The organism is Aliidongia dinghuensis, from assembly GCF_014643535.1.
Classification (GTDB): domain Bacteria; phylum Pseudomonadota; class Alphaproteobacteria; order ATCC43930; family CGMCC-115725; genus Aliidongia; species Aliidongia dinghuensis.
On the sequence record NZ_BMJQ01000012.1, the window covers coordinates 219,014 to 233,371 of the forward strand.

9 protein-coding genes are annotated in these 14,358 nt (G+C 68.5%); 5 read left to right on the plus strand and 4 right to left on the minus strand.

Annotation, left to right across the window (positions count from 1 at the left end; genetic code table 11):
• Window positions 1-148 precede the first annotated feature (148 nt).
• The 4 genes from IEY58_RS22595 to IEY58_RS22610 all read right to left on the minus strand — a co-directional run bounded on the left by IEY58_RS22595 (window position 149) and on the right by IEY58_RS22610 (window position 7,306).
• Window positions 149-2,059: a CocE/NonD family hydrolase gene (locus tag IEY58_RS22595; RefSeq protein WP_189050012.1), complete on the minus strand. Its 1,911-nt coding sequence runs from the start codon at window positions 2,057-2,059 to the stop codon at window positions 149-151.
• 13 nt (window positions 2,060-2,072) lie between these two features.
• Window positions 2,073-3,644, minus strand: a complete 1,572-nt coding sequence (locus IEY58_RS22600; protein WP_189050014.1) for a glucan biosynthesis protein — start codon at window positions 3,642-3,644, stop codon at window positions 2,073-2,075.
• A gap of 148 nt (window positions 3,645-3,792) precedes the next feature.
• Window positions 3,793-5,715, minus strand: coding sequence for a glucans biosynthesis glucosyltransferase MdoH (gene mdoH / locus IEY58_RS22605; RefSeq protein ID WP_189050016.1), 1,923 nt, complete (start codon window positions 5,713-5,715; stop codon window positions 3,793-3,795).
• A 43-nt stretch (window positions 5,716-5,758) separates the two neighbouring features.
• Window positions 5,759-7,306, minus strand: a complete 1,548-nt coding sequence (locus IEY58_RS22610) for a glucan biosynthesis protein (RefSeq protein ID WP_189050017.1) — start codon at window positions 7,304-7,306, stop codon at window positions 5,759-5,761.
• Window positions 7,307-7,597: 291 nt separating this feature from the next.
• Here IEY58_RS22610 and otsB point away from each other — a divergent pair, with 291 nt between their 5' ends.
• The 5 genes from otsB to IEY58_RS22635 all read left to right on the plus strand — a co-directional run bounded on the left by otsB (window position 7,598) and on the right by IEY58_RS22635 (window position 14,154).
• Window positions 7,598-8,377: a trehalose-phosphatase gene (otsB, locus tag IEY58_RS22615; protein ID WP_189050018.1), complete on the plus strand. Its 780-nt coding sequence runs from the start codon at window positions 7,598-7,600 to the stop codon at window positions 8,375-8,377.
• An 11-nt stretch (window positions 8,378-8,388) separates the two neighbouring features.
• The gene (locus tag IEY58_RS22620) at window positions 8,389-10,251 is read left to right on the plus strand and encodes a glycoside hydrolase family 15 protein (RefSeq protein ID WP_189050019.1); all 1,863 of its coding nucleotides are present in this window, start codon (window positions 8,389-8,391) and stop codon (window positions 10,249-10,251) included.
• Window positions 10,248-11,618, plus strand: coding sequence for an alpha,alpha-trehalose-phosphate synthase (UDP-forming) (locus IEY58_RS22625; RefSeq protein ID WP_189050020.1), 1,371 nt, complete (start codon window positions 10,248-10,250; stop codon window positions 11,616-11,618). Before IEY58_RS22620 ends, IEY58_RS22625 begins: the two co-directional genes overlap by 4 nt.
• A 64-nt stretch (window positions 11,619-11,682) precedes the next feature.
• Window positions 11,683-13,254, plus strand: coding sequence for a S53 family peptidase (locus tag IEY58_RS22630; RefSeq protein ID WP_189050021.1), 1,572 nt, complete (start codon window positions 11,683-11,685; stop codon window positions 13,252-13,254).
• A 75-nt stretch (window positions 13,255-13,329) separates the two neighbouring features.
• Window positions 13,330-14,154, plus strand: a complete 825-nt coding sequence (locus IEY58_RS22635) for a DeoR/GlpR family transcriptional regulator (RefSeq protein ID WP_189050022.1) — start codon at window positions 13,330-13,332, stop codon at window positions 14,152-14,154.
• Window positions 14,155-14,358: the final 204 nt, after the last annotated feature.

Sequence of the window (14,358 nt, forward strand, 5' to 3'; positions counted from 1 at the left end):
ATAAATCTAGACGATCCGGCGCGTCCGACTACGCGTTCTCAAGTCTTTGATCACAGGCGGCGAGATCGGTCAAATCAATTGCGCTCTTAGGTTGCGGGCGGCATTGCTCGCGCGAGCGGACGGCGATGCCGTCCGGCATCGGGGGTGCTCAGAGCGGCGTCAAGGCCCCGAACGGCACGATCGGCAGCACGATATGCGACGGGTGTGCGGGATCGAGGTGGACCCGGTTGATGGCGACGCGCTTGAGGCGCCCGGTGCCTTCCGGCGCGCCCGTGTTCGGGTTGACGTCGTATTTCGGGAAGTTGCTCGACGAGATGTCGAGCCGGATGCGGTGGCCGCGCCGGAACAGGTTCGCCGTCGCGAACGGCTCGATCGTGATCTCGTAGACCCGGCCCGGCTCCATGAGCGTCGGCGCCTCGAACGAATCCCGGTAGCGGCAACGCAGGATGCCGTCGCTGAGGTTCATGGCGAATCCCAAGGGGTCGTCCGGCGTCGGCGGATGCACGTCGATGAGCTTCGCCGTGAAATCCGTGTCGGGCGCATCGGACGAGACGAAGAGCTTGACCGTGATCGGCCCGATCACCGCCAGGTCCTCCTCGAGCGGCGCCGTCTCGAACACCAGCACGTCGGCGCGCGCCGCGAGCGGCAGGCCGGGGCGCCTGCAGCCGAAGAAGCGCGCGTCCTCACGCTGGTCGAAGGCGCCGCCCTCGAACACTGGCTTGCCCGAGGTCAAGGCGCCGCCGATCGTCGGTACCGGGTCGGCCGGGTCGAATGGATAGGCGATCGGCTCAGAAGCTGCCGGCGGCGCCGGGTCGAGCCGGCCGTCGCCATGCAGGTGATAAGCGACGAAGTGCGTCTGCGGCAGCGGCCAATCCTCGGCTGCGATCCAGCGGCCGCCATGGTCGAGCCGGCCTTCCTTTGTGCGCCGGCCGCTGCCGCCGCCCATCAGGAACAGCCGCACGGCCGGCTCGCGGTCGACGCCGTTGTCGATCCTTTTCAGCCAGTGGTCGAACCAGCGGCGGCGGAAGGCGCGCCAATTCTCCGCGACATTGCCGTCGAACGGTGCCGCCGGGCCGAACTCGACGTCGCCCGCGTGGCTGAGGTTGCGGTCGCCGTGCAGCCACGGCCCCATGATGAGGCGCACGGCCGAGCGCTTCCTGGCCTTGAGAGCGATGTAGTTGCCGGTCGCGGTCGGGACGTAGGCGTCGTACCAGCTCGACATATGAACCTGCGGCACGTCGGCGAATTGGTCGTAGAAGCCTTCGGCATAGATGCCGAGCCGGCGCCAGAAATCGTCAAACGTGCCGTGGGTCCATTGCTCGAACAGATAGGCTTCGTATTCCGGCACATGAGCGATCGGCGAATGGCCGGGCCGCCAGGGCATGGCGGCGAACCAGGCGCGGATGTCCTCGGCCTCGAGCGCCGCCTTGACGAGCGGGTCGGCGAGCGCCTGCGGGCTCTCCTTCGCCTGGTTGAAGGCCCAGGTCGCCTGCTTCAGCTCGAAGGCGCCGCCCTGCCGGATGCCGCAGCGATAGGCGTTCGAGAAGCCGCCGGAATCGAGCACCATGGATGCCAGCGCCGGCGGCGCCAGGCAGGCGAGGGCTGCCTGGGTATGAGCGGCGTACGAGAGCCCCATGGTCGCGACCCGGCCGTCGCACCAGGGCTGGCGCTGGATCCAGTCGACCGTGTCGGCGCCGTCCTCGCCCTCGCTCAAGTATTTCGTGAAATGACCGCCGGAGCCGTACCGGCCGCGGCAGTCCTGATAGACGACGATATAGCCGTGGCGGACGAAGTCGGCTGCGACCTCAGCGCGGGAGAGCGGCTGGGTCTCGCCCCGATCCAGCTCGGAGCGCGAGGGTTCCGACTTGCCGTAGGGCGTGCGTTCCAGGATGACCGGAAAGGCGCCGGCGACAGGCTGGCCGTCCCGCGCCGGCCGGTGGATGTCGAGCGCCAGCGCGACCCCGTCGCTGAGCACCATGCGGACGTCGCTGTCCACGATGCTGTCGAATGGTGGGGTGGCGAACGGTGGGGTGGCGAACGGCGGGCTGGGCTCGGTCATCGCGAGATCCCGCTCAGCCGGTCGGCAGGAACTGATAGAGCCAGGTCTCGGTCAAGGCGGTCCCCTCGTGGCGCAGGTAGCAGCGCAGGTCGATCGGCTCGGTCCCCCCGTCGACGGCGAGATCGAAGGTCAGCCGCCAGGTCTTCGTGCCGACCACCGGCAAGGCATTGGGGTTGACGATCTTGCCGCGCGACGCGGTCACGACCGGCTCGACACCGTCGAGCCGGGTCAGCGGCTCGAGCGGGGGGCCGGCAAAATCGACGACGAACTTCTTGGCTGCAGGCGGGCGCGGCCGCCCGGGCACGCCGCCGACGCCAACCCGGGTCGCGATGACACGGCCGGCCTCCGGCGGATGCGGCTCGTCGGCGAGCCAATATTGCTGATAGGCGAAGCGCAGCACGGCGCCGGCCTTGATCGGGCCCTTCGGCACCCAGAAGGCGACGATATTGTCGTTGGTCTCGTCGCTGGTCGGCAGCTCGACCAGCTGGACCGCGCCCTCGCCCCAGGGCGCCAGCGGCTCGACCCAGACGCTCGGGCGCCGGTTATAGAACACGGCATCGTCCTGGTAGCGCTGGAAGTCGCGCTCGCGCTGCAGCAGGCCGAAGCCGCGCGGGTCCTTGTCCATGAAGGCGCTAACACGCGTGCTGGCCGGGTCGTTGAGCGGCCGCCAGATCCGCTCGCCGGCACCGGTCGCGAGCGCCAGGCCGTCGCTGTCGTGGATCTCCGGCCGCCAGTCGATGCCTTGGGTGCGGTTGTGCTTGCCGTACCAGAACATGCTGGTGAGCGGCGCGATACCCAGGCGCTGGATCTCCTTGCGGATGAACAGCACGCTCTCGATCTTCAGCACCGGCCGCGTGTCGCTCGACACCGCTATCCGGAACGCGCCCGAAAGGCTCGGCCCATCGAGCAGCGCGTGAATCAGAGCGTCGCCGCCCGGTGCCGCCGGCTCGGCGATCCAGAAGCTGGTGAAGCGGGGAAACTCCTCGTGTGCCGACGCCGTGTTGACCGCGACGCCGCGCGCCGACAGGCCGTATTGGTCGAGCTCGCCGGCGCTGCGGAAATAGCTCGCGCCCACGAACGACAGGAAATCCGTCCGCCCCCCCGGATGCATCAGGCGGAAGCCCGAGAAGCCGATGTCGTCGGGCAGCTTGCGCGCGAATTCGGCCGCGCCGAACTCGAACAGGCTCGGGCTGTACAGCACCTCGCGTGCCGTCGTGCCGGTCACCTGATAGATGCGGACCGGCGCCTTCGAGAATTTGCCGGGATGGGACAGCTGGACCGGAAAGGGCGCGCCCGATCCGGCCGGCCACAGCGCCCGGTCGGCACGGAAGCGGATCTGCTGGGCCGCGTCATAGTCGATCCGATCGAGGATCTCGGCGTGCCGGATCACCGGCGGCTGATACGAATGACCGGCCAGCGCCTTGGCCTGTGCCACGACCCGGTCGAAATCGAACGGCTGGCTCGGCCCGAGCTTGATCGGGGCGTCGGCGGCGAAGGCGGCACGGAACGGCAGCGCCGGGCCGGCTGGACCGAAAGCCAGCGCCGCGAGACCCGCGAGGGCGTGGCGTCGGCTGAGCAGGGTCATGGCGGTCTTTCGTGCGGGAGGGCAGGCGGAAAAGGCAAAAGCGGCGCATGGGAGCGCCGCTTTCGACAGGATTCAAGAGAAAACTCGTCCCCGCGACGAAGGAGCCCGCTTGCGGAAAGGGCGGGCTGCCTTCGTCGGTATGCCCGGATCAGGCGATGTCTTGGACGCCGGCCTGTGGCAGCATCGGCTTCTTCTCCGGCCAGGACTCGTGGACCATGGCGACGCCGTTCTCGTCCGGCGTCAGGTGCGTCTCGTCGTGCTCGTCCGTTGCCGGCTCGACGGCCGGCTCCGGTGCCAAGCCACGGCTCAACGCCCGGCGCAGGCGCCGGAGCTCGGCCGGCGGCCGGGTCTCTTCCGGCGTCAGGAACAGGCCCCAGCGCTTGAGCTTGAGGCCGATGCTCGACCGGCTGGACAGCACCGACAGCGGGATCGCAACCGCGAGGCCGGCGAAGATCGGCGTCAGCCACCAGAAGAAGCCGGGCGCGATCCAGGCGACCGAGCCGGCCCAGGCGAGGCCCAGGAGGGTCTGCCCGGCATGGCGCTTCAGCCCCTCGCGCCAGCTCAGGCCGCGGTCGTCGCGCGGCTGCGCCTCCCAGGCGACGCTGCGGCCGGAGAAGGCGGCGCTCACGAACAGCGACTGGAACATCATCATGACGGGCGCCAGCAGGGTCGAGAACACAGTCTCGATCACCATGCTCGCCAGCAGGCCGATGAGGCCGCCATACGGGCGGCGGCGGGCCCGGCTGAAGGCGACCAGCAGCACGCCCATGATCTTCGGCAGGAACAGCGCCAGAAGCGTCATGGTCAGGAGCAGGTTGATCTGGAAGTCGGTCGCGACCGGCCAGTTCGGGAACAGGTTGAAGCCGGGCTTGAAATAGACCGGGCCCTGGATCGCCCGCTCGACCGCGTCGGCCGTGCTGAGGCTCAAGAGTGCCAGCCAGAGCGGCGAGGTGAGGTAGCTCGCCACACCCATGGTCAGGTGCAGCCGGCCCATCAGGCGCAAGCCCGGGAAGCTCAGGAGCCGGCTGTGCTGCAGGTTGCCCTGGCACCAGCGCCGGTCGCGCGTCGCATAGTCGATGACGTTCGCCGGCATTTCCTCATAGGAGCCGGCGAGCTCCGGCACGATCCATACCTTATAGCCGCCCTTGCTGATGAGCGCCGCCTCGACGAAGTCGTGGCTGAGGATCTCGCCGCCCAAGGGTGCCTTGCCCGGCAGGATCGGCAGGCCGCAATGGCGCGCGAAGGCGGCGATGCGGATGATCGCGTTGTGGCCGTAGTAATTGCCTTCGCCGCCGGTCCAGAAAGCCAGGCCCGAGGCCATCACAGGCCCATAGAGCCGGCTTGCGAACTGCAGGATGCGGGCGAACGCGGTCTCGCGGTTGGCCGGCACCGGCAGGGTCTGGATGATGCCCGAGTCCGGATGCGCCTCCATGAGCCGGGCGAGCGCCACGATCGTGTCGCCGGACATGACACTGTCGGCGTCGAGCACGACCATGTGGGCATAGGCATTGCCCCAGCGCTTGACGAAATCCTCGATGTTGCCGGCCTTGCGGCCGATGTTCTTCGGGCGGCGGCGATAGAAGATCCGTGGGCCGCCGGCATGGCGCCGGCGCAGGCCCTCGACCATGCGCCGCTCGGCCATGCCGTGCTCCGCGCTGCGCGTGTCCGACAGGACGAAGAAGTCGAAATGCGCGCCTTCGCCCGTGCGCTCCAGGCTGACGAGCGTCGCCTCGAGCCCGGCTGAGACGCGCAGCGGATCCTCGTTGTAGACGGGCATGACCACGGCCGTGCGCTGGCCGAGCGGCCGGGCCGCGTCCGCGGCGAGCGCTGCGGGATCGCCGCCGATCAGCCGGACGGCGAAGCCGAAGACCGCGGTCCAGAAGCTGATCGCGAGCCAGCCGAAGCTGATGGTGAACAGCACCACGCCGGCGAAGCCCAGGAGGCCGAGGCCGTGGGCGGCCATCACCTGGGACATCAGCGACGCCGCGATGCCGGTGCTGCCGACCGTGAGGATCAGCAGGGCCGCGCGGCGTATGAACAGGGTCAGCGTCTGGGTCTTGTGATCATGCATGGCAATGCCTCCGCACTGCACAACGGGCGAAACGGCATTTCATTCATTCGGCCGTCCAACGAAATGTCCAGGTCTCTGTGAGCGATTTGTCGCGCAGCTTGAGGAAGGCGCGCATTTCCGCATCCTTCCGCCCGTCGGGCGTGAAGGTGAAGGCCGCGCGCCAGACCGTCTCTTCGAGCTTTTGGCAAACAACATCATCGACTTTGCCGGTCGACACCGTGACGATCGCCTCGACCGGCAACCGGTCCGACAGAGATGGGATATCGGCGCCGGTGAAGTCCAGCCAAAAGCGCAAGGGAGCCTTGTGATCGTCTTTGGCCGCGTCGACCGGCACCACGGGGCCTGTGCGCGTGCCGACGGTGCGGCCGATGGGCGGCATGGGCGTCGCCCCCGGCAGCGTGGTCGCCCGATAGGCGAATGCCACGGGTACGCCGGCCTTGACCGGCGTCTCCGGCACCCAGTAGGCGGCCATGTTGTCGTTGATTTCCTCGTCGCTCGGGATCTCGACCAGCTCGACCCAGCCCTTGCCCCAGTCGCCCTCGGGCTCGATCCACAGGCTCGGCCGGCGCTGGTAATGCTCGATGACGTCCTCGTACTGGTGAAAGTCCGTCTCGCGCTGCATCAGCCCGAAGCCCTTGGGCGCCTGATCGGAAAAGGCGCTGACGCGCAGCGCCTTCGGGTTCATGAGCGGCCGCCAGACCCATTCGCCGGTGCCGGTGTGGAGCGCCAGGCCGTCGCTGTCGTGCACCTCGGGGCGCAGGTCCGAGAAGGGCCGGTTGGCGATCTTGCCATGCAGGTACATGGAGGTGAGCGGCGCCATGCCGAGCTTCTTGATGTCAAGCCGCGGGTAGAGCACGGCCTCGACATGGAGCCGCGTCTCGGTGTCGGGCGAGATTTCGAAGCGGTAGGCGCCGGTCGTGCTCTTGCTGTCCAGCAGCGCATAGATCACGAGGGTCGTGGCCTCGGGCGACGGCCGCTCGAGCCAGAACTTGGTGAAGGCGGGGAATTCCTCGCCCTGCGGGCTCGCCGTGTCGATGGCGAGGCCGCGGCCCGATAGGCCGTACTGCTCTCCCCGGCCGATCAGCCGGAAGTATGAAGCACCCTGGAACACGGCGAACTCGTCGAAATAGTCCGGCCGGTTCAGGGGGAAATGCAGGCGGAAGCCGGCGAAGCCCATGCTCTGGTCGAAATTGGTCTGAAACTTGTTCGGACCGAAATCGAACATCGACGGGCTGTATTCGACCTCGCGCACCTCGCCGCTCTCGATCGTATGGATCGTGACCTTGCGGTCGTACTGGAAGCCGCGATGGAACATCTGGATCTGGAACAGGCCGCCGTCGCGCCAGAGCGCCTGGTCCGTCCGGTAGTCGATCATCCGGAAATGCTGATAGTCGAGCGACTTCAGGGAATCCGGCAGCGGCGGGCTGCTGCCGTCATAGGGCTGCTTGGCGAGCTGGACTGCCTGGTCCTTGACGGTGTCGAACGTGAAGCCGGCGGAATCGGCGCGGGCCGGTGCGGCGGGGCGTGCGAGCGCGCCCGCGGCTGCGGTGCCGGCCAGGGTGGCGATGAAGTGGCGACGTCTCATCCGCATGGTCGATTCCGCATGGTCTAATCTGGGGTTCGCTCGGTGCCATGAATCCTTAGGGTGCGCAGCAGATATCGCACAGGTGCTTAACGCTTGGCGAGCGATGACCTATTGATGCCGGCATGGCTGCCTTGCGGTTCGCTCGGACCGGCCCTCGAATCCGGGCGCATTCGTCACCTTTTGGCCACATTGATGGATCGAAGGCCGGCGTTCCGTTGTTGATGAGCCTGATAGCAAGCCCCACCAGCACGTTCGGATGACCCCGCCGACGAGCCCGGACCCGGATCTCGCCCGGCCATGGCATGGGAGCCGGCCCTGGAATCCTCCATCGACCTCAGCCCACCGCCGGCGCGGCCGGGCTGGAGCTACTTTCTTGATTTCGACGGCACGCTGGTCGATTTCGCGCGGACACCCGGCGAAGTATCGGTCGACGCGAGGCTTCGCGCGCTGCTCGATGCGGTGCACCGGGCGGTGCACGGCGCGCTCGCGATCGTGAGCGGCCGGCCGCTGGTCGAGCTCGATCAATTCCTGGCTCTGCCGCATCTGCCGATGGCGGGCCAGCACGGGCTCGAATGGCGTGATGCGTTCGGCTGCGTCGCTCGCGTCCCGCGCCTCAGCCTCTCGCCGCATATCGTCCAGGCTGCGCGGCACTGGGCGGCGGAGCGGCCGGGCGCACTCGCCGAGGTGAAAGATTTCTCGGTGGCGCTCCATGTCCGCGGCAATCCTCCGCTGCTGCCGGAAGCGCTCGCCTTCGGCCAGCAGCTGGTCGCGAGCGATCCGAGCCGCCTCATGCTGCAGCCCGGCGCCTTCGTCGTCGAGATCCGCTGCCGCGGCGGCAACAAGGGCGACATCGTCGACCGCTTCCTGCGCGACCGGCCGTTCCTCGGCCGCCGCCCGGTCTTCATCGGCGATGACCTGACCGACGAGTACGGCTTCATCGCGGCGGCGCGCGGCGGCGGCTTCGGCGTCCGGGTCGGCGAGCCACGGGAAACGAGCGCGCGGCACCGGCTGCTCGATCCGGCCGCCGTGCGCACTTGGCTGGGTCCGCTCGCTGCCGCCGATCAAGGGACGCATTAGAGGGAGATGTAATGACGACCAGGACCGAGCTTTCGCCCAAGACCGACCTTTCGCTGGGTGTCGTCGGCAACGGCAGCTATGCGGCATTGATCGATCGGCAGGGCCGGGTCGTCTGGGCATGCCTGCCGCGGCTCGACGGCGATCCGGTCTTCTGCGCGCTGCTGCGCGGCGACGGCGACGGCGACGGTGATGGGCACGGGGCCGAAGGCGGCAATCAGCCGGTGGGCGACCGGCACGACGGCGCCTTCGCCATCGAACTCGCCGGCTGCGCGCGCATCGAGCAGAACTATCGCGGCCACACGGCGATCCTCGAGACCCGCCTCTACGACCAGGCGGGCGGCGCGATCGAGATCGTCGATTTCGCGCCGCGGTTCGAGCGCTACGGCCGCACGTTCCGGCCGGTGACGCTGATGCGTCATGTCCGGCCGATCTCCGGCACGCCGCAGATCACGATCCGGCTTCGGCCGCTTGCCGATTACGGGGCGACGCGGCCGGAGCGGACGCGCGGCAGCAATCATATCCGCTACCTCATCCCGGACGGGGCGATCCGGCTCACGACCGACGCGCCGGTCACCTACATCACCGACGAGATCCCGTTCGTGCTCGACCGGCCCTGCACGCTAGCGCTCGGCCCGGACGAGCCGATCATCGAGGCGCTGCCGGCGCTCACCGACGATTTCCTGGGGGCGACCGACCGCTATTGGCGCGACTGGTCGCGCTCGCTCGCCGTGCCGTTCGAATGGCAGTCGGCCGTCATCCGCGCCGCGATCACGCTCAAGCTGTGCAGCTTCGAGGAGACCGGCGCCGTGGTCGCGGCACTCACGACCTCGATTCCGGAATCGCGCAACTCGGGCCGGAACTGGGACTATCGCTTCTGCTGGCTGCGCGACGCCTATTTCACGCTGCACGCGCTGAACCGCCTCGGCAAGACCCGGACGCTCGAGCGGTACCTCACCTACATCACCAACCTGGTCGTGCGGCTCGACGGCAAGCCGATGCAGCCGGTCTACGGCATCGGCACCGAGGCGGCGCTGCATGAGCGGATCGTGGCACACCTGCCGGGCTATCGCGGCATGGGACCGGTGCGCGTCGGCAATGCCGCCTATGCCCAGGTGCAGAACGACAGCTACGGCGCGATCATCGTCGCCTGCGCCCATGTGTTCTACGACGAGCGGCTCGACCGGCCGGACCATCTCGACCTGTTCCGGCGCCTGGAGCGGCTGGGCGAAACCGCACTCTCGGTGTTCGACCAGCCCGACGCCGGCCTCTGGGAACTCAGGACGCGGGCTGCGGTCCACACGTTCTCGGCGGTCATGTGCTGGGCCGCGGTGGCACGCCTCGCCCGCATCGCGGGCCGGCTGGGCTTGGGCGAGCGCGCCGATTACTGGCGCGAGCACGCCCGGCGGCTCCGGCAAGAAATCGAGCGGCGTGCGTGGAATCCGACGCTCAACAGCTTCGTTGCGACGTTCGACGGCGACGATGCCGATGCGAGCCTGCTGCTGCTGTCCGAGCTCAATTTCCTCGAGCCGGACGACCCGCGGTTCGCAGGCACGGTCGACCATGTCGGGCGCATGCTGCTGCGCGGCGATTTCCTGCTGCGCTATGCGACGCCCGATGATTTCGGCGTGCCGGAGGTCGCGTTCACCGTCTGCAGCTTCTGGTACGTGAACGCGCTGGCCGTGATTGGCCGGCGCGACGAGGCAAGGGCACTGTTCGTGAAGCTGCTCGAGCACCGCAATCCGCTGGGTCTCCTCTCCGAGGACATCGATACCGAGACCGGCGAGCTCTGGGGCAACTTCCCGCAGACCTATTCCATGGTCGGCCTGATCCTGTGCGCGATCCGGCTGTCCAAGCCGTGGGATGAAGCGTTTTGAGCCGGCTCGTCGTCGTGACCAACCGGATCGCGCCGGTTGGCGAAGGCGGGCCGCCGCAGGGCGGCCTGGCGGTTGCCGTGCTCGAGGCGCTCAAGGAGCACGGCGGCGTCTGGCTCGGCTGGTCCGGCAAGATCGTCGAGACGCTGCCGGACAAGCCGCGCATCCGCCGGTACCGGAACAATCTCACCGTCGTCGAGCTCGACCTGACCCAGGCCGAATACGACACTTATTACCTGGGCTACGCCAACGGCACGCTCTGGCCGGCCTTCCATTACCGGCTCGACCTGATGGAGTTCTCGCGGCCCAATCTCGACGGCTATAGCGCGGTCAACCGGCGTTTCGCCCGGGCGCTCGATGGGTTGCTGCAGCCGGGCGACCGTGTCTGGGTCCATGACTACCACCTGATCCCGCTCGCGTCCGAGCTCCGCGCGCTCGACATCTCGCTTCGGCTCGGATTCTTCCTGCACACGCCGTTTCCGGTGACGCAGGTGCTGCTCGGCGTGCCGTGGCACCGGAACCTGGTCGAGCACCTGACGGCCTACGACGTCATCGGGTTCCAGACCGATCGCGACGTGGCGGCCTTCGCCGACTACCTCGCCTCCGAGAAGCATGGGCAGGTCGGTCCAGACGGCGAGGGCGAGGCGTTCGGCCGGAAGTTCCAGGTCCAGGCCTTCCCGATCTCGATCGAGACCAGCAGCATGATCAAGCAGGCGGTCGACATGGAGGATTCGCCCCAGGTCCGGCGCTTGAAGGCGGCGCTGCGCGGCCGCCGGCTGCTGATCGGCGTCGATCGGCTCGATTATTCCAAGGGCCTGGTGCGCCGCATCCGGGCGGTCGAGCGGCTGTTCGCGGTGCACCCGCAATTCCGCAGCGCCGTCACCTTCATGCAGATCGCCCCGGCGACCCGCGGCGAGCTGCATCAGTACGCCTCGATCCGCAGCGAGCTCGAGCAGCACGCCGGCCGGATCAACGGCGCCTATGCCGACTATGACTGGATGCCGATCCGCTACATCAGCCGGTCCTACTCGCGCCGTACGCTCGCGGGCTTCTACCGGGCGAGCGCCATCGGCCTCGTGACCCCGCTGATCGACGGCATGAACCTCGTCGCCAAGGAATATGTCGCCTGCCAGGACCCGACCGACCCAGGCGTCCTGGTCTTGTCGCGCTTCGCCGGCGCCGCCCAGGAGCTCGACGGCGCGTTGATCGTCAATCCCTATGATTTCGAAGCGGTCGGCGACGCGCTCGCAGGGGCGCTCGAGATGCCGCTCGACGAACGGCGCGACCGGCACCGCGTCCTCCTGGACCGGCTGAAGCGCTGGGACGTGACGGTCTGGCGCCGCGCGTTCGAAGCGGCGCTCGCCGCGTGAACCGGCGGACGCAAGCTGGGCGGGGCGCGAGCTACGGGCATAGGTCACTGGGGGAGATTGAGTAATGGCCGAAAGACGATACCTGCCGCTCGAGGGCTCCGTGCGCAAGGCGCCGACGGGGGCGACGCTGCTCGGCCCCGTCGATCAGACGCAGCTCTTGACCGTCAGCGTCTATCTGCGCCCGCACGCGAAGCCGCCCTTGGGCGCCCGTCTCGACCATGCCGGGTTCGCCCGGGACTATGGCGCGCGTCCTGCCAACGTCGCCCGCATCGAGCGCTACGCCGCCGACCACGGGTTGATGGTGGCCGACGTCGATCCGGCCCGGCGCCTGGTGCGGCTTGCCGGCACGGTCGACGCCCTCTGCCGCGCGTTCCGCACCAAGCTCGACCGCTACGGCGTCGGGGCTGGGGAGCATCGCGGCCGCAGCGGCCCGCTCTATGTCGGCGACGACATCGCCGACCTGGTGCTGGGCGTGTTCGGGCTCGACGATCGTCCGCAGGCGCGTGCGCAGTATCGCCTCGCCCCGGCTGCCGCGGCCGCGACCAGCTTCACCGCGCCCGAGATCGCCCAGCTCTATGACTTCCCGCCGGGCGACGGCAGCGGCGAGACGATCGCGCTCATCGAGCTCGGCGGCGGCTTCGTGCAGAGCGATCTCGACGGCTATTTCAAGGCGCTCGGCCTTGCGACGCCGACGGTCACGGCGGTGCCGGTCGATGCCGGCCGCAACACCCCGACCGGCGACCCGAACGGCCCCGACGGCGAGGTCATGCTCGACATCGAGGTCGCTGGCGCCGTCGCCCCTGGTGCCACGATCGGCGTCTATTTCGCGCCCAACACCGAGCAGGGCTTCATCGACGCCATCACCCAGGCGATCCATGACACGAAGCTGAAACCGTCCGTGCTGTCGATCAGCTGGGGTGCCCCGGAATCGACCTGGACCCAGCAGGCGGTGACCGTGATGGACCAGGCGTTCCAGACGGCGGCGAGCCTCGGCGTCACCGTCTGCGTCGCGGCCGGCGACGGTGGCTCGAGCGACGGGGCGACCGACGGTCTCGCCCATGCCGATTTCCCGGCGTCGAGCCCGAACGTGCTCGGCTGCGGCGGCACGCACGTCACGGCTGCCACGGACGGCACCGCAATCGCGAGCGAAACCGTCTGGAACGACGGTGCCCAGGGCGGCGCCGGGGGCGGCGGCATCAGCGCGCTCTTTCCGGTGCCGGCCTATCAGCAGGACCTGGCGCTGCCGCCGTCGGCCAATGCCGGCGCTGGTCCAGGGCGTGGCGTGCCGGACGTCGCCGGCAACGCCGACCCGCAGAGCGGCTATCAGGTGCTGGTCGACGGCCAGGCGACGGTAATCGGCGGCACCAGCGCCGTGGCGCCGCTGTGGGCCGGGCTCATCGCCCGCCTGAACGGCACGCTCGGCCAGCCGGTCGGCTTCATCAACCCGTTCCTTTACGCCCATGCCGCGACCTGCCACGACATCACGCAGGGCAACAACGGCGCCTACGAGGCGACCCAAGGCTGGGACGCCTGCACCGGGCTGGGCTCGCCCGATGGCAGCGCCTTGCTGGCCGCTCTGCAGGCGGCGGGCGCCACCCCCTCGCCGGCTCCGTCCCCGACGCAAGCGTCGGCATAGGCCGGCCGCATTCGGCATTGTTTCGCCCGTCCGCTCGTGCCAGCTTCGGAAACGAACATTGATCGAGGCCGAGGCATGAGCGAGACGGGGCCAAGCGAACGGGTGACCGGCGATACAGGGGCTGGCGAACGGCGGGGCGCCACGGCACGCCATCAAGGTATCGTGGCGCTCGTCCGGCAGCGCGGCTTCATGGCGATCGAGGCGCTCGCCAATCATTTCGACGTCACGGTCCAGACCATCCGCCGCGACTTGAACCAGTTGTCGGAAGAGGGCCGCGTGCTGCGCTATCACGGCGGCGCCGGCCTGCCGTCGAGCGTCGAGAACATCGACTATACCGCGCGCCAGGTCATGAACCCGGTGGAGAAGGAGCGGATCGCCCGGCTCGTCGCGACCGAAATCCCGGCCCACGCGTCGCTGTTCATCAATATCGGCACGACGACGGAGGCGGTCGCCCGCGCGCTCGCCGGGCACCAGGACCTGCGCGTCATCACCAACAACCTCAATGTCGCGGCAACACTCGCGCGCAGCACGGATTTCAAGATCATCCTGACCGGCGGCACCGTGCGCAACCGCGACGGCGGCATCGTGGGTACGGCGTCCAGCGACATGATCGGCCAGTTCCGCGTCGATTACGGCATCATCGGCATCAGCGGCATCGACGAGGACGGCACGCTGCTCGATTTCGATGCCGACGAGGTGCGCGCGGCCCAGGCGATCCTGCGCAACTCGCGCCAGGTGTTCCTGGTCGCCGACCATACGAAATTCGCCCGCCGGCCCATGGTGCGCATGGGGTCGATCACCGAGGTGACGGCGCTGTTCACCGACGAGCCGCCGCCGCCGGCGATCCAGCGGCTGCTCGGCGAGCATGATGTCGCGCTCAAGATCGCGCCGAAAGTTTAGTGTCGGTATCGAATATAAACATTTCGCTTGCGAACGTGCGGAACTGATCATACGGTTCTCGTCATGGGTGTGCGGCACATTCGCTCGACCGATGTCGAGCCCGGAAGGGCGGTGCGGAATGGCCGGGAACAGCCAAATCTCGAATAATTCTAAATTGAAGCGAACGGCGGATCGGCTTGTTGTGTCGTCGAGGCACGGCACGTA

Bases quoted from the DNA above. Each gene is read 5' to 3' on its own strand.
- mdoH (WP_189050016.1), bottom strand. From the start codon at position 5,715: ATGCATGATCACAAGACCCAGACGCTGACCCTGTTCATACGCCGCGCG.
- IEY58_RS22610 (WP_189050017.1), bottom strand. From the start codon at position 7,306: ATGCGGATGAGACGTCGCCACTTCATCGCCACCCTGGCCGGCACCGCA.
- IEY58_RS22595 (WP_189050012.1), bottom strand. From the start codon at position 2,059: ATGACCGAGCCCAGCCCGCCGTTCGCCACCCCACCGTTCGCCACCCCA.
- IEY58_RS22630 (WP_189050021.1), top strand. From the start codon at position 11,683: ATGGCCGAAAGACGATACCTGCCGCTCGAGGGCTCCGTGCGCAAGGCG.
- IEY58_RS22620 (WP_189050019.1), top strand. From the start codon at position 8,389: ATGACGACCAGGACCGAGCTTTCGCCCAAGACCGACCTTTCGCTGGGT.
- IEY58_RS22635 (WP_189050022.1), top strand. From the start codon at position 13,330: ATGAGCGAGACGGGGCCAAGCGAACGGGTGACCGGCGATACAGGGGCT.
- otsB (WP_189050018.1), top strand. From the start codon at position 7,598: ATGGCATGGGAGCCGGCCCTGGAATCCTCCATCGACCTCAGCCCACCG.
- IEY58_RS22600 (WP_189050014.1), bottom strand. From the start codon at position 3,644: ATGACCCTGCTCAGCCGACGCCACGCCCTCGCGGGTCTCGCGGCGCTG.